The sequence below is a fragment of the Acinetobacter sp. NIPH 817 genome (assembly GCF_000368405.1).
Taxonomy (GTDB): Bacteria; Pseudomonadota; Gammaproteobacteria; order Pseudomonadales; family Moraxellaceae; genus Acinetobacter.
Map to the genome: position 1 here is coordinate 2,345,819 of NZ_KB849420.1, position 22,012 is coordinate 2,367,830.

The window sequence follows — 22,012 nt, forward strand, 5'->3', positions numbered from 1 at the left end:
TCACTATCTGCTGTTCTTCTGTTTACAGCTCTCTTTGACTTGAATAACAAGTCTCATGCTTTTGAAAATTCGCGTGGCTTATAATCGTAATGAATCAATCACTTCATCAATCCATGGAAGACGCTCCACACATCCGTGTTTTAGATGAGTGGCATGACAAGCTTCCTGAAGATCTCTATATCCCTCCTGCTGCATTTGAGATTTTGCTCGAACAGTTTGAAGGTCCACTAGATTTTTTAATTTATCTGATTCAAAAAAACGGTTTTGATTTAATTCACGTCGATATTGCGCCTATAGCAACTCAATATTTAACTTATATGGATAGTATGAAATCTTTAAATATTGAGCTAACCGCTGATTATATGGTGATGGCAGCTTTATTGGCAGATTTAAAATCTCGCCTACTTTTACCAAAGCCAACAATCATCAGTATTGAAAAAGACCCTAAACAAGAACTTATTGACCGACTTGAAACCTATCTACGTATCAAGCAAGCGGCTGAACGTTTGGGTCAAATGCCAATTCTTGAGCGTGATACATTCAGTGCAAATGTGAGCTTAGGTCATATTGCTCCTGTTTATGAAGGCTATGATATTTCAGCACTACATGACGCATTGTTCTGTGTGTTTAACCGACCAGAACCTATTACACATGTTGTGGCTCAAGAGCCTGTCTTACTAGAAGAACGCATTGCATATATTGAAGAGAAATTAGAGTCTGGTGACGTGTTAAGTTTTAAAGAATTACTCAATCCTCTGCAAGGTCGCATGGGAATGGTTGTTACATTTATGGCTGTTTTAGAGTTAACCCGACAACAGCGAATTAAAATTATTGCCTCAGGTATTGAAGCTCCGTTAGCAATTCAAGGATCTTCAATATGAGCTTTGAACAAAATAATACGGATTTGTCATTAGCTGACATTCACCACGAAGTCTTATTACAACTTGAAGCTATTATTTTTGCCAGTGAAGCACCCGTTTCAATTGCCCGTTTAAAAGAAGCATTTAATAATCAATATAATAAACAACAGCTTCGTCAACTTTTACAACAGCTCGCGCTATTACAACATGGCCGATCTATTGAGTTGATTGAAACAGCGCAAGGGTTTCGCTTTCAGGTACGATCTAAATATCGTAGTATTATTGCTCAAATTTGGCCAGAGCGACCAACAAAACTGTCGCCTTCATTACTAGAAACCCTGGCTGTCATTGCTTATCATCAACCGGTTACCCGCGCTGATATTGAACAAATTCGTGGTGTGTCTAATAATAGTCAGATTCTTAGAACACTATTTGACTGGAACTGGATTAAAGAAGCCGGTTTTAGAGATTTACCCGGAAGACCCGCGTTGCTAATTACAACGCCTCAGTTTCTGAATGCTTTTGGTCTAGCATCGCTAGGCCAATTGCCTCCCCTACAGAACGCCAAGGAAGCCTTTATGGCTCTCGATGCAAATGCACCGAAATCATAAAGAGGTGGACTGTTGATCATTATGTCTAAGGTTGTGCTGTCATGAGTGAAAAATTGCAAAAAGTATTAGCGCGAATCGGATTAGGTTCCCGCCGATATATGGAAGAGGTTATTGCCGCAGGACGCGTGAGTGTAAACGGTCGTGTTGCCCAAGTGGGTGAGCGCATTGAACCAGGCGATGAATTACGCATTGATGGCCGTAAAGTTCAGTTTCAAATTGAAGACGAAATTCGTCGCCGTGTATTGATTTACTATAAGCCAGAAGGCGAAATCTGTTCACGTAATGATCCTGAAAAACGCCCGACTGTATTTGATCATTTGCCACAAATTGCGAATGACCGCTGGGTAATGGTAGGTCGTCTAGATATTAACAGTACTGGTTTATTACTATTTACAAATGATGGTGAGCTTGCTAACCGCTTAATGCACCCGTCAAATGAGGTTGAACGTGAATATGCTGTTCGAGTTATGGGTGAAGTAACACCTAAAATACGCCAAAACATGGTCAATGGTGTAGAACTTGAAGATGGTCCTGCTAAATTTGAATCTTTCTCGGAAATTGGCGGTGAAGGTATTAACCGCTGGTACCAAGTTGTGGTGAAAGAAGGCCGTAACCGTGAGGTTCGTCGTATTTTTGAATCACAAGAACTTAAAGTAAGCCGCTTATTGCGTACGCGCTACGGTACAGTTATTTTACCACGCGAATTACGTACTGGCCGCTGGATGGAACTCGATAAAACTGACATCGATAATCTAGCAAAATCTGTTGAGTTAAAACCACGCCAAGGTACAGGTTTATTTGGTATGGCAAAACGTCGTACTGACCGTATGACTGAAAAGCCAATGGCTGCTCGTCGTGGCGGTTACTTACGCCAACAACGTCGTGATGAAGAAAAAGAAGCTCCGGCTAACACGGGTAACCAACGTAAATCGACTGGTTTTAACCGTGGTTCTAAGAAGTTCTAAGATTTATTGATATAAAAAAACCGCTCAAATCAGAGCGGTTTTTTTATATCATTTTTTAACTTAATTCATTTTTTCCAGTTCAATCCATTCAGCTTCAGGGAAATGAACTGCTAAATAATCTTTCAGATAATTTGAAGTATCTTGAGAAATTAATGGATCTTTTGATTCATCTTTTAGGTTATAAACCAAAGCCTTTAATTTCAATCCACGAGACTTAAGTGCTTCAAGACTAAGTAAAGTATGGTTAATACTTCCTAAACGGCCTGATGTTACTAAAATAACGGGGAACTGGTGCTGAGCCACATAATCAATTGTGAGTAGACTGGTAGTTAATGGCACCATTAAACCACCTGCACCTTCTAACAATACAATTTCAAAACGCTCTGCCAATGTTTGCATCGCATTTTCAATTTTTTGAAAATCAATTTCTCGGTTATCTAGGCGTGTTGCAAGGTGAGGCGAAGCAGGATAGCTAAAAATTTCAGGCATGGTGAGCTTGTCATGATCTTCTTGAAACCAACCTTGCCCCATAATTTCACGATGTTTTTCAATATCTTCAGAAATATCAGCATTACCTGTTTGAATGAGTTTTTGGGTAATTACTTTTTCACCTTGTTCAGTCCATAATTTTGCTAAAAATCCTGTTGCGTAAGTTTTACCAATTTCGGTATCAATCCCGCTCACAAAATAGATCTGGCCACTCATTTACTTCACTCTCCGGGCAATACAATAAATTGGATGATATGTTAGGGAATATCCTTCGGCATGCTTAAACCGATCATAATCTTGATAAAATTGTTGTAACGTTTGCTTAGTCCAACGGTGCTGAGCAGTTGCCGTTACACCTGTTGCTTTTAAATGCTGCAACACGGCTTTAGGCGAATCAAAATAGAGTTGAGTTTCTGACTCTGACAAATGAAAAATCTCAAAACCAGCCTGAATTAAGGCACTATTCCAATTTTCAACTGACCAATAACTTAAACCCTGTCCTGTTAGCTCTTTAATTTCTCTTAAATTCTGAGAGCCGAATGTTGAAAAGCATAACCAGCCTTGATCAACTAAAGCCTCATTACTATGCTTAAGCAAAAGCGGCAAATCTTGCATCCACTGTAAAGCTGAACCTGAAACAATCATATCGAGCTGCTGGGGAAACTCTAAAGTTTCAATATCCCCAATTAACCATTTCAAATTTTCTTGATGATTAAAGTGCTGCTGCACATCTGCATACAGGTCATTTAAAATTAACTCTTCAATCTGAAAAGATGCGGAAATAAGATGCGTTAAATTGCCAGAACCACAACCGATTTCAAAGACACGTAACATCTTACTCGGACAAAATTGCTGGAGTAAACTCATTAAATTTTGGCAAATTTGTTTTTGAACAATTGCATGCTCTGAATAGCTTTGCCCTGCTTTGGCAAAACGCTGGGCAACCAAGTTTTTATTCAAACTCACAGAAAACTCACCAATTCTTCAAGCTCATGTTGCTGCACCATTGACGTTAAAGAAATACGCAAACGGGAACTGTTTTTAGGGACTGTAGGTGGACGTACAGGCATCGCATAAAAACCACTTTCCTGAACTTGCTTCGCTTTATCAATCGCAGCCTGACTCTCTCCAACAATGACAGGAATAATATGGCTGGTCGATGGGCTTACATAACCCTTTTGCACAACAGCTTGTTGAAGATATTGGCTAATATTTTTTAAATGTTCACGCTGAGGTTGAGCAAGTAATACTTTTTGAAAAATAAAGTTTGCCCATGCCATCGCAATCGGGGGCTGTGCAGTACTAAAAATAAGTGGGCGCATTTTATTAATGAGATAATCTTTAATAATTGGATCACAAATAATGTAACCACCAACTGCTGCTAACGCTTTACCTAATGTGCCAACTAAAAAATCAATTTCTTGAATGACATTATATTGTTCAGCACATCCTAAGCCTTGCTGACCTCGCACACCAATTGAGTGTGCTTCATCGACATATAGCATGGTTTTAGCAAAATGTTTTTTGAGCTGGACTAATGCAGCTAAATCCGTTTCATCACCATCCATACTAAAAATGCTTTCTGTGACCACAATGATACGTTCAATCTTTTCATCATCATGATATTTTTGGAGAAGTTGTTCCAAATGCTGTAAATCGTTATGTCTATAACGCACATACTGCGCACCAGATAAACGTATACCGTCAATCATGCTCGCATGGACTAACTTATCTGCCAAAATTAAAGTTTTGCTATCAGCAACAGCAGGCAAAATACCAATATTCATGTGATAGCCACTATTAAATAGCAGAGCCGACCGACCACCAAATGCTTGGCTTAGGCTATTTTCTAATTGTTCATATTCTTCAAAATTGCCCGTTAATAAACGTGAAGATGACGAACTAAAATAGCTTCTTTCTAGTGGATAGTTATCTAGAAATTCTTGGCGAAGATTGATATCAGCCGCCAACCCAAGATAATCATTTGAAGCCAAGTTAAGCATCGTTTTATTTTGAATCGTAATAAAACGGTCATGCTGCACATTTTGAGTAAAGTGTCTAAAGTTACCTTGTTGTTTTAACTCATCTAACTCGGCAGCAAAATGATTGAGCAATGACATCTTAATACGCTCCCTGCATCGTTTGAACAACCTCAACCAATTGTTCAAGCAAATCATTTAACTCTTGATGAGTGATGACATACGGTGGCATCACATAAACCAATTTTCCAAAAGGACGAATCCAGATTCCGCGGTCTACAAATTGTTGCTGTAAAGTTTTCATATCAACATCAAAGGTGAGTTCTACTACACCAATTGCACCGAGCACTCGCACATCAGCAACATAATCAAGCTGACTTAAAGGCGTTAAATATTGGCTAAGCTGTTGCTCAATTCGCTCAATATTGGCCTGCCAATCTTGTTCAATTAACAATTGCGTACTTTTTAAAGCAACCGCACAGGCAAGTGGATTGGCCATAAAAGTTGGGCCGTGCATAAATACCCCAGCCTCACCGCGACTAATGGTTTCTGCAACATGCTTTGTGGTTAAGGTAGCAGATAAGGTCATATAGCCGCCTGTTAAGCCTTTACCTATACACATAATGTCTGGCTCAACTTGGGCATGCTCCCACGCAAAGAGCTTACCAGTACGGCCAAAACCAGTGGCAATTTCATCAAAAATTAAAAGCAGGTTATATTTTTCACAAAGCACTTTAGCCTGACGTAAATATTCAGGATGATAAAAACGCATGCCCCCTGCACCTTGTACAATTGGCTCAATAATCAGTGCAGCAAGGTTTTCATGATTTTGCTGAATAGCCTGTTCTAGTTCGGCAATATCTTCTTGGTTCCACTCTTGATGAAATTTGGTTTGCGGTGCTGCTACAAAAAGACGGTTTGGTAAACTTGTACCAAAAATCTGATGCATGCCTGTTACTGGATCACAAACAGACATCGCATTCCATGTATCACCGTGATAACCAGAACGTGTAGTAATAAAATTTGTTTTTTGTGGTTGGCCTTGTGCTGTCCAAAATTGCACAGCCATTTTCAAAGCAACTTCAACAGCAACCGAACCCGAATCTGCATAAAAAATTTTGTCGAGACTTGGCGGCGTAATTTTTAAAAGAATTTTACCAAGTTCAATCGCAGGATCATGGGTTAACCCACCAAACATAATATGTGACATGTTTTGTAATTGATCTGTCACTGCTTGATTGAGTTCAGGGTGGTTATAGCCGTGAATTGCACACCACCAAGATGACATACCATCAATTAAAGTCTTACCATCGTCGAGTTCAATCGTTGCTCCATAGGCACGTTTAACTTTAAAGGTCGGTAACGGTTGGGTCATTGAAGTATAAGGATGCCAAATATGTTCTAAATCAAAATTATCGGTCATCCTATTTACCCTTTTACAGCAATTAAATCTCTCATTTAGCACATGTTAAACCTGTTAAGAATGAAAGAAAATTGCGAGATCAATCAAAGCTTATTAACTTTACTGATGAATTGTTAAAAATTGGCAGATTTCTTCAATTGTTCGGTCTACTTCGAGGTATGGAAAAGCATGAGTAGCACCTTTTAGCACTTTATAATTCATGTTTTCTGTCACGATCTCCTCAAATTTTTCGATAATTTTGCAAGGAATGACATTATCTTGCTCAGCAAAGAGGTGAAGTTGTCGGCCAGAATAGTTTTTTAAGTTATCTACCAAGTTTAGTTGTTCAAGCATTTGCAAACCTTCTATTAAAAGTTCATTTGAAGGCGGGCTTGCTATATTTTGTACGCTTATCCAATCTTGTTTAGCTTGGGTTGAGCCAAGTGTAATCAAATAATAAAAGCGCTTTAAAGTGGCTTGCGGGTTCTGTAAAAAAAACGCTTTAAATTGACTAAATACATCAGTAGGCATTGCTGTTTGCCAATTGTGATTGGCAACGAAACAAGGGTTTGAAGCGAGCGTAATTAAAGTTTTTGTTTGCCCTGTTTGCTTGTAAAAAATATCAACCAGTTGAGTGGCTAACTGTCCACCTAAAGACCAGCCTATTACCACATCAACTTCATCCACTAAATCAAGCTGCGCTTGAAAGTTACACTCTAAAACATTAAAAATATTAATAAGTTGAGTTTCAAAACCCTCTTTTTCCAAATGCAATTTTAGAGATTGCAAAGGTTCCACGCCTACTCCCCAACCCGTAATTAATAAAATTTTATTTTGTAACTTCATATGCCTATCCAAAGCCGATTTTATAAAGATTATATAATAATATTGATTTAAAATATCCTTTAAAATCAATATTAAAAACAATTTACAAGTCACAAAATCAAGTATTTATAATACATTAATATTCTGAAATATATTGATAAATAAGACCGGCATTATTCATATTAAATATACAAAACTTTAATTAACTAAACCTTGAAGCCAATCAAAAAACAACATACTCCACACTTCGCCTATAAATCCATTATGCAATGTAATTAATGTTAATACTTATGTTTTTTTATTAAAAGAAATGACTCATCAATTCATTTTAATGTTAGAAGAATAATTATTGATCAAAAAATATTGGGAAGGCTAATATGAAAAGTCAAAATACAATATCTGATGGGAGAGAAAAAGATACATATTTTGTTACACCCAATCATATTATAAGTAATTTATCTTTAGATAAAAATTATTGTTTATTTTTGGATATTGATGGGACATTAGCACCCTTTCAAATTAATCCTGAGCATAGTTTTATTCCAAACACCACACTTGAAATTATAAAAAAAATTATTCAATTAAATATACCTGTTATTGCTGTAACAGGTCGTGATGTCAATACAGCTAGTAAACTCTTATATCCTATTGAAGTTCCAATTGCGGGCTTGCATGGTTTAGATATTTGTCTTGATTCAGATCATTATATTCGGCCAGATTTAACTCAGATTAATTTTAAACAATTAAAACAAGATATTCAAGAATCTTGTGAAAAATATCCCGATTTATTAATTGAGGACAAAGGTTATTCTATTGCTGTACATTATCGTAAAAAACCAGATTTAGAAAATCACGCTATTAATATTATGCAACAGATTAGCTCTGATTATCCTCAATTAAAATTAAATAAGGGGAAATTTGTTATTGAATTAATACCTCATCAAGCTGATAAAGGTAAAGCCATTAAAACCATATTAAATCATCTTAATTTACCTTCTGTTTTACCTATTTTTATAGGCGATGATTTAACAGATGAATCTGGTTTTGTATTTATTAATCAACAATCTGGTCTCACGATTAAAGTGGGTTGTGGTGAAACACAAGCTGAATATAGATTAAAAGATATTGATAGTGTCGCGAATTTTCTTTTTTTATTTCAAAACAGAATAAAAAGCTTATATGTCAAAAATAGCCAAAATCAGAATGGAGAAAAAATATGTCTAAATTAATCGTATTATCGAACCGGATAAGTATGCCTTCAGGTAAAGCTTCAGCTGGTGGTCTCGCCGTGGCTGTACAAGATGCTTTGAATGATAGTAATGGCATTTGGTTAGGCTGGAATGGCCAGCAAATTACCGATAGCGAAGCGCCAGAGTTTGAACAAGCCTCTTCTCAGGGAATTGATTACATTACCTGCCCTCTTACTCATCAACAATATGCGCAATATTACTGTGGTTTTGCAAATAAGGTTCTCTGGCCAGCAATGCATAGTCGCGAAGATCTAATTGAATATGATGCGCAAGAATATAGCACCTACCAAAAGGTCAACCGTTTGTTTGCTGAAAAGTTAAAACAGCTTGCTCAACCTGAAGATCTTATTTGGATACACGATTATCACTTTTTTAGTGTAGCGCGTTACTGCCGTGAATTAGGCATGCAAAATAAAATTGGTTTCTTTTTACATATTCCTTTTGCTAGCCTAAATATCTGGCACAAAATTCCAGTAGCTCGAGAATTAATTCAAGACTTGAGTCAATATGATGTTATTGGTTTACAAACCCAAATCGATCAAAATGCATGTATGCAAACTTGTCTAAATTTACTCGAAGCTCAGAAAATTCAAAGCAATAGTATTAGCTATAAAAAACGTCAAATATTAATTAAGTCGTACCCAATTGGTGTTCAGCCAGAGATTATACAAACGCAAGCACAACAAGATTTGGCGACCTCTTCTGTGTTTAATTTTGAAGAAATCCCACGCCAAAGAACAATTATTGGGGTTGATCGTATTGATTACTCAAAAGGTTTACTCGAAAGATTTAATGCATTTGCAACCTTTTTGGAAACCAGCCCCGAATATCATGGTTTAGTTCGACATCTTCAAGTTGCAATACCATCTCGTACCGATATTCCAGCTTATCAGCGTTTATTCCAACGTTTTAAAACCAAGCTCGAGTTAATTAACGAAGAGTTTGCACATGAAGACTGGCGACCTGTAGATTGCTGCTATGACACGGTTCAACACCATAATCTCATGCACATTTACCGCCATTCAGATATTTGCTGGATCAGTTCACTACGCGATGGTATGAACTTGGTCGCTAAAGAATATATTGCAGCCCAAGACCCAGAAAATCCAGGGGTACTCATTTTATCTAAATATGCTGGAGCTGCTGAGCAGATGTCTCAAGCCTTGATTGTTGATCCGCAAGATAGAGCGGCAATGATGGATACTTTAAAAATGGCTTTAGAAATGTCTAAAACTGAGCGTATTAATCGTTATCAGCAATTGATAGAGGGATTAACAACTTCTGATCTTACCCATTGGCGAAATAACTTCTTGGATGATTTAGAAAAGACACCGACTCTACTGATGAAGCCTCAGCGATTATTACAAGATAATTATCAATCGATCTATCAGGTTTTATAAATCTAAATAAAAGAACATCGAGGAATTAAATTTCTCGATGTTCTTTGAGGATCTCTAATATTTATAAATTAATTTGTCTTGATTAATGTAAAACGGTTAAGTAAAGCAATGACAAATAGCAATACAGCTACGCCTGTTAAAACAGTACTTAAACCCGTCCATTCACCAATTAAACCAATTAAAGCTGGGCCGCTTAAAGACCCCGTATAGGCAATCGTTGATACTAAAGAAAGTGCAGCTGCTTTTGGCATATTGTTTTGTCGACCAACCCGAGAAAACATCACTGGTACAATATTAGAACAGCCTAGTCCTAACAGTGCATAACCTAATATAACTACTTGCCAGACTGGCGCAGTCACAATAATAGCCATACCAATCGCAGCCACAATTGCACTATAAGTTACAATATTCTTTTCGCCCCATTGCTTAAGCAACACATGACCTGCAAAACGTCCAGTGGTCATGCTAAGTGCAAAGAAAGTATATGCGAGACCAGCAAAAGCAGGGTTAAGCTGATATTTACTTGTTAAATAAATACCACCCCAGTCCATTGCCGCACCTTCAGATAAGAAGGCAATAAAACACATCATACCAATAAGCAAAATAATGCCATCGGGACGATAGAATTTTTTCGGTGCTTGCGTTGTATCTTCATGTGTCTTTTCATCCTGTTCAAAAGACGTTAAACAAGATGGAATCGCAACACCACCAATAACAAGTAAAATCATAACAACTGATAATGTACTCATTAATGGAGAAAGGCCCACTGCCAATAATGCAGTCACAAGCATAGCGCCTGTTAAGCCACCTAAACTACACATTCCATGGAAGCTAGACATAAGAGCTCGCAAGCTATGCTTTTCTACAACCACTGCTTGTAAATTGATGGCCACTCCAAGACATCCTGCTGCCGATCCAAAGACAAACAATGCTACAGCCATAGTCACAATGCTGCTCCACATCGTAAGACTAGGCAATAAGACCATTAACAGCATCAATGCTAAAGCAATTAATGGACGACATCCCCAGCGCTTGACTAAAGCACCTGTCGCAGGCATAGCAATCATTGAGCCAATACCCATACACAGCAAAAGTAAACCAAAATCGGCATGATTTAAGTTTAAACGCTGCTGCGCAAAAGGAATGAGAGGTGCCCAAGCTGCGGTCGCAAAACCTAAGCTAAAAAAGCTTAGTCGTGTTGCAAGACGCTGTGTGCTTAAGAGAGTAGCTGTGTCTAAAACAGCAGGTTTGGTAAATAACATATTTCGCGAACTCACCATAAAATCATTGGCGATCCATACCAACCGATTTTCCATAGAAAAACCCTTGCCTCATTAAATTTCTAGGCAAGGGTTTTGTTGGCGAAATTATATCCAATTCCATAAAAAAAACAGGGGGTGTGATACAATTTTTCTGACTTTTTTGTAACTGCCAAAGCCTTATATAGTAAGGCTTTGAATATATTCAATTTGACAAAATTAACATTTAAGCGATGAGTTAGTTTTATTAAAATAAGCCCATAAAAAACCCAGCTTAAGCTGGGTTTTTTTATTAAATTTGAGATTGAATATAATTTTGTAAGCCAATCAACTCAATTAAACGTAATTGCTTTTCTAACCAGTATGTATGGTCTTCTTCAGTATCTGATAATTGTTGACGTAACATATCACGGCTAATGTAATCGCCCTTCTCTTCACAAAGTTTGATACCTGTCGCTAACTTTTCACGAACATGATATTCAAGCGCCAAATCAGCTTTTAAACAAGTTACAACGTCTGTACCGACATTGATATCTTCACGATGCATGTTTGGTTTAGCGCCTAGGAACAATACACGGCGAATGATCGCATCAGCATGAGAAGCTTCTTCTTGCATCTCATGATCAATACGTTCATAAATTTTATTTAGGCCCCAATCCTCATACATACGAGAATGGATTAGATATTGATCACGGGCAGCCAATTCTCCGCCAATGAGCATATTTAAATAGTCTATGACTTCTGGATTGCCACGCATAATAAATCTCCTATCGTATGAAGACTATTATGGGCAATCTTAAAAATGATTGCAAAATAAAAAATAGTTAAGTTTATGATTTTTATCAAATTAAAATGAGAAACATACGCATTTGCAGTTTAAGTTATTTAAATTTCCTGTGCAAAAAGAAACGCTTGTCTGATTTATAAGTTCAAACAAGCGTTAAAATATAACTTAAACCATCAATTTATAAATTTGTAACTAAAATCAATGGTTCTTATTTCGGTAGACCTATTCGCTTAAAGTCTGCCCGTAGCTCGCCATAAGTGATAAGAAATCAGTCTCATTCATAACAGCAATACCAAGTTTTGCTGCTTTTTCTAATTTCGAACCAGCCTTCTCGCCCGCAACCACACATTTAGTTTTGCTTGATACACTACCGCTTACACGCGCACCTAATGCTTGTAGCATTTGAGTCGCCTGATCACGGGTCATTTGCTCTAATGTGCCTGTTAACACCCAGCTTTCGCCATTTAATGGCTGGCGTGTTGGTGCAGTCGGTGCATCCCAATGAATTCCTGCTGCAATTAAGCGATCAAGCACTTCAATGTTGTGCGGTGCCAAGAAAAAGTCAGCAATCCACTCTGCGGTAATATCACCAACATCTGGGGTTTTCTTTAAAGCTTCAACATCCGCAGCTTTAAGCGCTTCTAAAGTTTGGAAAGTATTGGCCAACATTCTAGCTGTTGTTTCACCCACCCCACGAATACCTAAAGCATAAATAAAACGAGCAAGCGTTGTCTTCTTACTGGCTTCAATGGCATCAATCAGATTTTGTACCGATTTCTCACCCATTTTTTCAATACCGAGCAAAGTTTCTCGGTGCTCATGCAAATGGTAAATGTCAGCAACATCTTTAAGTAAATCGAGATGCAATAAAGACTCTACCCAGCGTTCACCAAGACCTTCAATATCGAGAGCTTTACGTGATACGAAGTGACGAATGGCTTCAATGCGCTGCGCAGCACAATAAAGTCCACCGGAACAACGTGCTAAAGCTTCTCCTTCAGGCATTACAACTGGTGAGGCACAAACAGGACAGTTTTCAGGTAAATGTACAACTTCGGCATCAACAGGACGGAACTCTGGCCAAACTTTTTCTACTTTAGGAATAACATCGCCTGTACGATAAACACTCACCGTGTCACCAACACGTACATCTAGGCGATGGATCTCACCAATGTTGTGTAAAGTTACATTGGAAACCGTAACTCCCCCTACAAATACAGGGTTTAAACGCGCTACAGGGGTTAAAGTACCTGTACGCCCTACTTGCCAATCAATCTGATCAACTGTAGTTAATGCAGCTTGTGCAGGGAATTTATAGGCCGTTGCCCAACGTGGCTCACGACTTAAGAAACCAAGTTGTTGTTGTTGTTTTAAATCATCAACCTTTACGACCATTCCATCAATTTCAACTTGTAGATCTGGACGCTCTTGCTGAATTTGCTCATAACGCTGCTGTACTTCTTGAATCGAATTACAAAGATATTGACGCTCAGCAATTTCAAAGCCAAGTTGTGTGAGCCATTGTAGGCTGTCGTGCATGGTCGTTAAGTTATGATTTGGTTCGCACTGGGCAATACCATACGCATAAAATGCTAAAGGTCTACTAGCAGCAATATTCGGGTCGAGCTGTCTTAAACTACCTGCTGCGGCATTACGTGGGTTCGCAAATGTTTTATCACCTTTTGCTTCCTGATCAGCATTAAGTTTTTCAAAGCCAGACTTTGGCATGAGCACTTCACCGCGGACTTCAAGCAAACGTGGAATTTCAAAATGATGTGAATGCAACACTTTAGGCAAGTTACGAATCGTTTTAACGTTTTGAGTAATGTCTTCTCCAGTTTCGCCGTCACCACGTGTAACACCACGTATTAACACACCGTTTTCATACCAAAGCGAAATCGCAAGACCATCAAGTTTTAATTCTACTTCGTACTGTACTTTTTGGTTAGGCAAACGCTCTTCAACACGGCGAGCAAATGCAAATAAGTCTTCCTGATTAAAAACATTCCCCAAAGAAAGCATCGGAACGACATGAGTCACGCTTTGAAATTTAGAGAGTGCTTGGCCGCCTACCTTTGTCGTTGGAGAATCTGATTGAACCTGATCAGGATATTGCTCTTCTAAAGCTTTTAACTGGTGAAATAAATGATCATATTCACTGTCCGAGATTGTCGGCTGATCCATCACATAATAGGCGTGGTTATGCTTTGCAATCAGTTGAATAAGCTGACGCATCTGTTCGATCACGGAAGTTGTTGCCATTATGTTATTCACCATAAAAAAGGGTGGAAATTTCTCCACCCTGAGCTGCGACTAGATATATTGCAATTATCGCAACGAACGTAAAAAATTAAAACTAGGCAGTCGCATGTGCCGGACGATAATCAATCACATGATGACGCCAATGCTCTTTTAACTGTGGTGTAAATTCAAGATTATTTTCATCATAAACTTTGCCATCAATTTCACGAGCAATTAAACCAGCAATACTTGCCATCATGTCAAAACCAGTTACGGCTTTACTGTTTGGAAGCGCAAGGAAAAATGCCAGCCCTTGAACTTGTTCACTAGATAAGGTTTCAAGATCAAACCCAGCTGGTCCATTGTCTGTCATACGTAGTACTGAAAACATCAGTACGCTCGGCTCATCCGTATTTTCATAACGATGGAAACATGACATTTCGCCATAACGTAAACCGTATTTTAACAATACTTTAAGTGCTTTATCGCCAGACAACGCGCGACGCGGGTTCGGATAGACATTTAAAGCAATAATCTGTTCAGCCATAGCTAATGCACTTTCATCATCATAGCGTTGCTGTTCATGCAAATGTACATCCAGAATATTACTCTCGCCTTCAAATTCAGCAATTTCGGCAGTTTCAATATTTGGGTTTAGACTCAACTCAGGCTCAGTTTTTTCACTTTCAGATTTCAAGTTTTCTTCTGATAAAGCTTCAATTTCTGATTTAACAGAAACCGTATCAACTAACTCAGCTGAACTGTCTGTGTTAATGGTAGAGCTTGCTACAGTTTCTTCAGATTGAATTTCTTCTATTACAGAAGTATTTTCAACAGAAGTTTGAGTTTGCTCAGATGAAGTCGTTGGAGCAGACTCTGTACCGAATGTCTTTTCTTGAGCTGTTTCACTAACTTGCGGTTCTACCGATTCATTTAAGGTTGGCTCTACTCGCGCTACCACAGCCTCTACTTCTGCTTCAGGTTGCTCAAGCTGATTTCGCACGTGACGAGGTATAACCGGTTGATTACTATCAGGATTAATATGCAAATCACTATCTAATGAGGGTTCAGCATGGTTTGGCTTTTTTAAAATCATTTTTAAGCCAATTAGCATAATAATAATGGCGACAACGATGCCAATAATCGTATTGATTTCCATTCTATGACTCCGAAACTAACCCGTATTCTTTTGCCTGTTCTAAATCGACAGTGACTAATTTTGATGTACCCGGTTCAGGCATGGTCACACCCAACAAATCAGTTGCCATGGTCATCGCCAGCTTATTATGTGTAATGTAAATGAATTGTACATGTTCAGAAAGCTCTTTTACCAAATTACAATATCTCTGAACATTCGCATCATCAAGTGGTGCGTCCACTTCATCTAATACACAGAACGGTGCTGGATTTAATCTAAAAATCGCAAATACTAATGCTAACGCTGTTAATGCCTTTTCTCCACCGGAAAGTAATGCCAGAGAACTATTTTTCTTACCCGGTGGTCTTGCCATCAGTTTAACACCAGATTGCCAATCATCTTCAAGGCTTAAACTCGCTTCACCACCATTAAAGACCTTTGGAAACAGATTTTGCAACTCTTGATTAATCTGATCAAACGTTGTCATAAACAACTTACGGGTTTCCTGATCAATGCTTTTCATCGCATCTTTCAGTTGAGTTACCGTATTTTCCAAATCTTGGATCTGGTGACTCAACTCATCAAAACGCTGAGAAACCTCTTCAAATTCTTGTGAAGCAGCAAGGTTCACCGCTCCGATTTTTTCAAACTGTTTCTGTACTTTTTCCAGTTTTTGCTGGTGCTCAGTTAAATCGATTTGTAAGCCATTTTGGACTTCGGCATTTAGCTCTTTAAGCTGATCTTGGTAATGTTCACGATCTGACTTAGCCGCTTGCCATGCTAAACGCTTCTCTTCAAGCTGTTCTCTGAGTTGTTCATCTTTTTGTTGATATTGATGACGCTGATCTGTCAGGGTTTGTTGTTTTTCCTGCACACTATTGAGTTCAAGCTGCCATTCATTCCAGTTCTTTTGCAACTTTTCAGTTTGAGCAAATTGTTGCTGAAACTCCGACTCAAGATTTGGTAACTCTAACTGAATAGGGTCAACAAATTTTTTCGCTTGTTCCATTTGAGCATTAATTTGCTGATATTGACTCTGCAAGAACGAGATATCTTTTTCAAGCAACTCGATTTGTTGAGTGGTTTGCGTACTACTACGGCGTAAAATCTCACGTTCTTGTTGCTGATGCTGTAGAGCTTGTTGCTGTTCTTCTAACTGCTCCGTTAACTCTTCTACCCGAAATTGCATAGTTTTATAATCAGGTAAAATAGTTTCAAGTTTGATTGCTAGAGCATGCAAATCAATTTCCAGATCGTCTTTTTGCATTGCATCTTCTTCAAGCTGCATGTCTAGCTGAGCTAACTGATCTTTCAATTGTTGTTTTTGCAGTAAAAATGCTTGTGCTGCGGTTTGCTGTTTAGCAATTTGCACATCAAGCTGTTGTAAGTCTTTTTGTTTTTGTTTAACAACTTGCTGTTTCTGCTGCAAGTCAGACTGCAACTGCCCTAGTTCATCTTTTTGCTGAACTAAAATTTGATCTAATGCTTGTAATTCAGGTTGTTGCTTTTCAAGGGCTTGTTCAATTTCATCTAGACGAATGCGATGGCTCAGCATACCTTGTGCACTTTGACTTTCATCATCATACATAAGGGCAATCACCCAATCCTGCCCGACATGATAACCATCTAAAGTCAAAATAGACTGACCATGTTGTAATTGCTTTTGCTCATTTAAAGCAACTGTCAAATCTTGTGCAATCGCTACATTCGAAAAGATTGATAGTTGCGGAGATGCAATCCAGTCATTTAAACAGGCTAAATTACCTTTAAATTGACTTGTTTGCTCTGAAGGTTTTAACTGACGAGCAATTCCTTCCTGAAAGACTTGTTCAGTTTCAACAATATGAGCTTGTAACCATTTTGCTAAAAACTTCTCAACAATCTGCGCATGCGGTTTGCCTTGCTCGGTTAACTGTAGAGCCTGCATTAAACGTAGCGCATTTTGATGTTGCTTTGGGCTTTGCTTTGCAACCAGTTGGCTTAAATTTTTCTGCTCTGATAATAAAACCTGAATTTCGGTTTTTAGCGTTTGTTGTTGATTTTTGCTTAACTGATGTTGCTGTTGAGATTGCTCTAAACTTAGCAATTGTTGCTCAATTTCAGTCTCTAACGTCGAGATTTCACGACGTAATTGCTGCTGTAATTGCTCAAACTCACCCTGCTCATCTTCATGAACATGCGATTGAATCTGACTTGCTTGATGTTGCAACGTTTCTTTTTGCTGTTCAATGCGTTGAACATTTTTGCCTAACTGCTCAATTTGAGCAGACATTTGCATTTTTTGCTGCTGTTGTTTTTCAACCTGAGCTTTTACTTGTTCAAACTGTTGCTGTGTTTGTTTTTGCTGAGATTGTAAATCAGCAAAGTTTTGTTCAGCTTCCGTTGCAGTATGCTCAATTCCATTTAATGATTCAGTTTGTTCATCTAACTGATTATTCAGTGTTTCAAGTTGCAATTCAGAAAGTTGTAAACGTTCTTTAGTTTGGAATTTTTGCTGTTCTAACTGAACGAGAGTCATACTATTTTGCTGGTATAAACTCTGTTTTTGTTCCAGAGTCATTTTCAGTTCAGATAGTTTTTTCTCAGCTTGTTGCCATTCTTGTTGTAGTGGTGAAGATTGCTGAATGAGGCGCTGAAATAAAGCACTGGTTGCTTCTAAATCATGTTCAATCGTACTTAACTCTGAGCGAACCAATTTAAAAGTTTCACCCAGCTCATTCATGTGAACTGTATATTCTTCTTGAAGGCGTACGCTTTTATCTGCCTGAAAAGACAAAATTTCAATTTTTAGGGTCCGAATCTGGCTTTCCAGAGTTTTATATTGAACCGCTGCTTCTGATTGACGTTTAAGCGTCTTCAGCTGTGATTTTAACTCAAGGGCAATATCTTCTAAACGTGAAAGATTTTGCTCAGTATGTTCAAGATGTTGCAAAGTCTCACGTCGACGAGCTTGATAGCGTGAAACGCCTGCTGCCTCTTCAATAAAGATGCGCATTTCTTCAGGTTTGGCATCAACCAGACGGTTAATCATGCCTTGTTCAATCACTGCATAAGAACGCGGCCCTAACCCCGTCCCTAAGAAAATATCGGTAATATCACGACGGCGGCAACGTGTGCCATTTAAGAAATATTCGGACTTACCTTCACGCGTGACCTGACGACGAACGGCCAATTCATTATAAGCATTATAAGATCCGCCCAATTTGCCATAGGTATTATCAAAACGTAGCTCAACACTCGCTACGCCCACTGGCTTACGCTTGGATGTTCCTGTGAAAATAACATCTTGCATGCTACCACCACGTAGCTGACGAGCATTTGATTCACCCATCACCCAACGAATGGCATCAATTACATTTGATTTGCCACAACCATTTGGACCAACCACTGCTGTGCGGTTCGCCTTAAAATTTAAAGTTGTACTATCTGCAAAAGATTTAAAGCCGGAAAGTTTTAAACTGCTTAAACGCATAATGCCCTAACTAGCGGCGTGAGCGTCTTGCCCAGGCCAATTCAATCTGTTTCATTCGTGTCAGCGATTCCAACACAAGGTTACGTAAGTGTCGACAAAAATCTTCCATAAATAAAGCGGCTTGTTGTGATTTTCGGATCAAAATTGCATCAGTCACGAGTTTAAATAATGCAAATGCTTCTTGTAGTTCCCGCTTAGAGGTATTTAAAGTCAAAAAATAACTGCGACGTAGTGAAGGTAGTAACTCTTTATAAAACTTCATTAGGTAAGGATTACCCACCATATCTTGTTGTTCAGCGAGATATTGAAAAACACCATCATAAAATTTTTCGATATCTCCTGCTTTTACATGCTCAAGAAGTTGTTCCAACAATAGCTGCAATTGATCTGCTTCATGTGCGCGCCATGTTTCACTGATGCGTTGAACAATATGCCCCAATAACATCACGTTTGTGTCAAACAGTGCTTTAACCTGCTGTGCAGACATTTCTGAAACAATTGCCCCGCGGCGTGGAAATATCTCAATTAAATGAGTACGCTCTAATAATAACAATGCTTCGCGAACTGATCCTCGGCTTACATCCAGCTCTTTGGCAATACGTAATTCTTGAATACGCTCGCCTTCAACCAGCTCACCACTAATGATCTGTTCGCTAATATATTTGACAATTTGCTCAGAAAGACTTTCTGTCTCTTCGAGATTCATAAATCACCCGCTACTTTTTATATGCATTAATCCATGCTTTTCTTTCGCATCCTTGTTTTTAACTGATCGTACCGATTAAAAACTATGTCATTGTCTGACAATTTTATTGCATTTTAAGCCAACCCATTTAAAAACAACACCAAAATCGGATGAATAAAAGCCCCGAATGTTCTTATCTTACTAAATAAAAAAAGCTCGAATTTCTAAAAACTCAAGCTCTTAAATCGTAGTTCTAGCAAGATTAATATTTTATTCTCTAGTGCATAATCCCTTTATAAATAAAATAACTACCCACCACAACTAACAAACAGGCAAAGCATTTTTTCAACATTTGTGGTGACAATGCATGAGCAACTTTAGCGCCAAACTTCGCTGTAACAAAACTCATGACACTAATGCCAATAAATGCATAGATGTGCACATAACCAATCGTGTTAGGTACAGAGATGTGTTCTTTAGCACCAAACCACATAAAACCAATTGCACCCGCAATAGCGATTGGCAAACCACAAGCAGCAGAAGTCGCGACTGCTTTTTGCATGACAACGCCATGACGGTTTAAATACGGAACAGTTAAGCTACCGCCTCCAATACCAAAAATTGCAGAGGCAATACCAATGCCACCACCTGCCATAAATTGCATAGGTGTTGAAGGAAGCTGACGTGTTGGGTCGACAACCACATTTGCCCCTTTAAACATACGGTAGGCCATCACAACCGCAAAAACACCAATAAGGAGCTGTAAATGCTGACCAGACATCAAATCGGCAATACCCGCTCCTAAAAATGAACCAATCACCAGTCCAGGTGCTAAATTACGAAAAACAGGCCAAAGAACTGCACCCTTTTTATGGTGGGCCGAAACTGAACTAAAAGACGTCACAATAATGGTTGCAAGCGATGTTCCGACTGCAATATGCATGATTACAGCTGGGTCATAATGCAATTGGGTAAAAACGACATAGAGGATTGGTACAATAATTAGTCCACCACCAACTCCAAACAATCCGGCAGTAAAACCAGCAATTGCGCCAATGAGTAAATATATGATTAACTCCATAAATGTTTTACCACTCTGCTCATATTCAACATGGATTTAGAGACTCGCCAACTACAACAACTTTTAAGCGCAAAAAACCAGCTTCCAGAAGTGGTTTTATTAAAAGCAACCACAACTTCGACCAATGATGATATTCGTGAAATTGCCCAAAAGGGCATTACAACAGGCTTGGTTTGTAGTGCTCAACAAACTCAAGGGCGAGGTCAACATCAACGGCAATGGATTTCACCTGAAGGAAACATTTATTTAAGCACATTGGTGCAAACTCGAACACCCTTAGATGGTCGCTTAGCACTTGAAGTTGCTCTAAATATTTTGCAAATCCTGCAGTTACAACCTCTGAATTTGCAAGTGAAATGGCCAAATGATTTATATAGTACGCATGGAAAATGGGGTGGAATTTTGGTCGAGCCGCTTTCCCAGCATCAGGCTATTGTGGGCGTAGGTATTAATTTAAAAACACCACCAGTAACTGATAGTGATCAACCGATTACCTCTCTGGAGGATTTAGGTCTAGAACAAATGAGTCGTCTTGAACTCATTTCAGAGCTTTATGTGGCGATTCAAAATGCAGCTCGTTGGTTTGATCATGGTTGCTACAACTTGGCTGGACGTTTTAACCACCACGCTGCATGGCTTAATCAGTTGGTACAGTTCGAGCATAGTCAGGGAATGGTACATGGTCGTTTCGTTGGAATTTCCAATGAAGGTGCAGTAATTCTTGAGACTCCTGAACCTCAGCAGTTTTATCAAGGTCGCTTAAGACCACAAGTGAATCAATAAACAGGTGTTCTTCCATGAAAAGTTTATGGCTTGATATCGGGAACACCCGTTTAAAGTATTGGATTACTGAAAATCAGCAAATTATTGAACATGCAGCTGAGCTACATTTACAGTCCCCTGCCGATTTATTATTAGGTTTAATTCAACACTTTAAACATCAAGGTCTGCATCGCATTGGGATTTCTTCAGTACTCGATACTGAGAACAATCAACGTATTCAGCAGATTTTAAAATGGCTTGAAATTCCTGTTGTTTTTGCCAAAGTACATGCTGAATATGCTGAGTTAAAATGCGGCTATGAAATTCCAAGTCAGCTCGGGATTGACCGTTGGCTACAAGTACTCGCTGTAGCTCAAACAGATGAAAATTATTGCATTATTGGATGTGGAACAGCCTTAACGATTGATTTAACGCAAGGTAAACAGCATTTAGGTGGTTATATTCTGCCAAATCTTTATTTACAGCGCGATGCACTCATTCAAAATACTAAAGGTATTAAAATTCCAGACTCAGCTTTTGATAATTTAAACCCCGGCAATAACACAGTCGATGCAGTACACCACGGTATTTTGCTAGGCCTCATTAGCACAATTGAAAGCATCATGCAGCAATCTCCTAAAAAATTACTTCTTACAGGTGGAGATGCTCCTCTTTTCGCCAAGTTCTTGAAAAAATATGATCCAGTTGTAGAAACTGATCTTTTGCTCAAAGGACTACAACAATATATTGCTCATTATCCTAAAGACTAAAATACAGAACAAAATAAAAGGCGCTATCTGCGCCTT

General features: G+C 38.5%; 19 protein-coding genes. 7 read left to right on the plus strand and 12 right to left on the minus strand.

All coding sequences use genetic code 11. From position 1 onward, the window contains the following. Positions 1–89: 89 nt before the first annotated feature. From F968_RS14740 to rluB, 3 genes are read left to right on the plus strand one after another with little or no spacing between them, the layout of a single operon-like run. The gene (locus F968_RS14740) at positions 90–881 is read left to right on the plus strand and encodes a segregation and condensation protein A (protein WP_034596365.1); all 792 of its coding nucleotides are present in this window, start codon (positions 90–92) and stop codon (positions 879–881) included. After that, the gene (scpB, locus tag F968_RS14745) at positions 878–1,471 is read left to right on the plus strand and encodes an SMC-Scp complex subunit ScpB (RefSeq protein WP_004794223.1); all 594 of its coding nucleotides are present in this window, start codon (positions 878–880) and stop codon (positions 1,469–1,471) included. Before F968_RS14740 ends, scpB begins: the two co-directional genes overlap by 4 nt. A gap of 41 nt (positions 1,472–1,512) precedes the next feature. After that, positions 1,513–2,436, plus strand: coding sequence for a 23S rRNA pseudouridine(2605) synthase RluB (gene rluB / locus F968_RS14750; RefSeq protein ID WP_004794225.1), 924 nt, complete (start codon positions 1,513–1,515; stop codon positions 2,434–2,436). A 60-nt stretch (positions 2,437–2,496) separates the two neighbouring features. Here the strand turns inward: rluB and bioD are convergent, their stop codons facing one another. The 5 genes from bioD to F968_RS14775 all read right to left on the minus strand — a co-directional run bounded on the left by bioD (position 2,497) and on the right by F968_RS14775 (position 7,152). Further along, entirely contained in the window at positions 2,497–3,141 is a 645-nt protein-coding gene (gene bioD / locus F968_RS14755) for a dethiobiotin synthase (protein WP_004794227.1), read from the minus strand. Next, entirely contained in the window at positions 3,142–3,891 is a 750-nt protein-coding gene (gene bioC, locus F968_RS14760; protein ID WP_004794229.1) for a malonyl-ACP O-methyltransferase BioC, read from the minus strand. Then, positions 3,888–5,045 carry an 8-amino-7-oxononanoate synthase gene (locus tag F968_RS14765; RefSeq protein WP_004794231.1) on the minus strand — a complete coding sequence of 386 codons (1,158 nt, stop codon included), beginning with the start codon at positions 5,043–5,045 and terminating at the stop codon, positions 3,888–3,890. The genes bioC and F968_RS14765 overlap by 4 nt, the downstream gene beginning before the upstream one ends. 1 nt (position 5,046) lies before the next feature. Next, a complete protein-coding gene (gene bioA, locus F968_RS14770; protein WP_004794232.1) occupies positions 5,047–6,327 on the minus strand; it encodes an adenosylmethionine--8-amino-7-oxononanoate transaminase in 1,281 nt (426 codons plus the stop codon). Positions 6,328–6,426: 99 nt separating this feature from the next. Beyond that, complete coding sequence (locus F968_RS14775; RefSeq protein WP_004794234.1) at positions 6,427–7,152, minus strand: alpha/beta hydrolase family protein; 726 nt, start codon at positions 7,150–7,152, stop codon at positions 6,427–6,429. Between the two features lie 356 nt (positions 7,153–7,508). Between F968_RS14775 and otsB the strand changes: the two genes are divergently transcribed. After that, entirely contained in the window at positions 7,509–8,360 is an 852-nt protein-coding gene (otsB, locus tag F968_RS14780; RefSeq protein WP_004794235.1) for a trehalose-phosphatase, read from the plus strand. Next, positions 8,348–9,781: an alpha,alpha-trehalose-phosphate synthase (UDP-forming) gene (locus tag F968_RS14785; RefSeq protein ID WP_004794237.1), complete on the plus strand. Its 1,434-nt coding sequence runs from the start codon at positions 8,348–8,350 to the stop codon at positions 9,779–9,781. Before otsB ends, F968_RS14785 begins: the two co-directional genes overlap by 13 nt. A 68-nt stretch (positions 9,782–9,849) precedes the next feature. Here F968_RS14785 and F968_RS14790 read toward each other — a convergent pair whose 3' ends face one another. The 7 genes from F968_RS14790 to F968_RS14820 form a co-directional block, all read right to left on the minus strand. After that, positions 9,850–11,043, minus strand: coding sequence for an MFS transporter (locus F968_RS14790; RefSeq protein ID WP_081399688.1), 1,194 nt, complete (start codon positions 11,041–11,043; stop codon positions 9,850–9,852). Positions 11,044–11,332: 289 nt separating this feature from the next. Continuing rightward, the gene (ftn, locus tag F968_RS14795; protein WP_004794241.1) at positions 11,333–11,797 is read right to left on the minus strand and encodes a heteropolymeric bacterioferritin subunit Ftn; all 465 of its coding nucleotides are present in this window, start codon (positions 11,795–11,797) and stop codon (positions 11,333–11,335) included. Positions 11,798–12,049: 252 nt separating this feature from the next. Next, entirely contained in the window at positions 12,050–14,089 is a 2,040-nt protein-coding gene (ligA, locus tag F968_RS14800; protein ID WP_004794244.1) for an NAD-dependent DNA ligase LigA, read from the minus strand. A gap of 94 nt (positions 14,090–14,183) precedes the next feature. Continuing rightward, positions 14,184–15,227 carry a cell division protein ZipA C-terminal FtsZ-binding domain-containing protein gene (locus F968_RS14805; protein ID WP_004794247.1) on the minus strand — a complete coding sequence of 348 codons (1,044 nt, stop codon included), beginning with the start codon at positions 15,225–15,227 and terminating at the stop codon, positions 14,184–14,186. A 1-nt stretch (position 15,228) separates the two neighbouring features. Continuing rightward, positions 15,229–18,678, minus strand: coding sequence for a chromosome segregation protein SMC (smc, locus tag F968_RS14810; protein WP_004794248.1), 3,450 nt, complete (start codon positions 18,676–18,678; stop codon positions 15,229–15,231). Between the two features lie 10 nt (positions 18,679–18,688). Continuing rightward, positions 18,689–19,384: a GntR family transcriptional regulator gene (locus F968_RS14815; RefSeq protein ID WP_004794249.1), complete on the minus strand. Its 696-nt coding sequence runs from the start codon at positions 19,382–19,384 to the stop codon at positions 18,689–18,691. 256 nt (positions 19,385–19,640) lie between these two features. Then, positions 19,641–20,444, minus strand: coding sequence for a sulfite exporter TauE/SafE family protein (locus tag F968_RS14820; protein ID WP_004794252.1), 804 nt, complete (start codon positions 20,442–20,444; stop codon positions 19,641–19,643). Positions 20,445–20,474: 30 nt separating this feature from the next. Here F968_RS14820 and F968_RS14825 point away from each other — a divergent pair, with 30 nt between their 5' ends. Both F968_RS14825 and F968_RS14830 read left to right on the plus strand, forming a co-directional pair. Further along, the gene (locus tag F968_RS14825) at positions 20,475–21,227 is read left to right on the plus strand and encodes a biotin--[acetyl-CoA-carboxylase] ligase (protein ID WP_004794255.1); all 753 of its coding nucleotides are present in this window, start codon (positions 20,475–20,477) and stop codon (positions 21,225–21,227) included. A 14-nt stretch (positions 21,228–21,241) separates the two neighbouring features. Next, the gene (locus tag F968_RS14830) at positions 21,242–21,976 is read left to right on the plus strand and encodes a pantothenate kinase (protein ID WP_004794256.1); all 735 of its coding nucleotides are present in this window, start codon (positions 21,242–21,244) and stop codon (positions 21,974–21,976) included. The last annotated feature ends 36 nt before the right edge of the window (positions 21,977–22,012 follow it).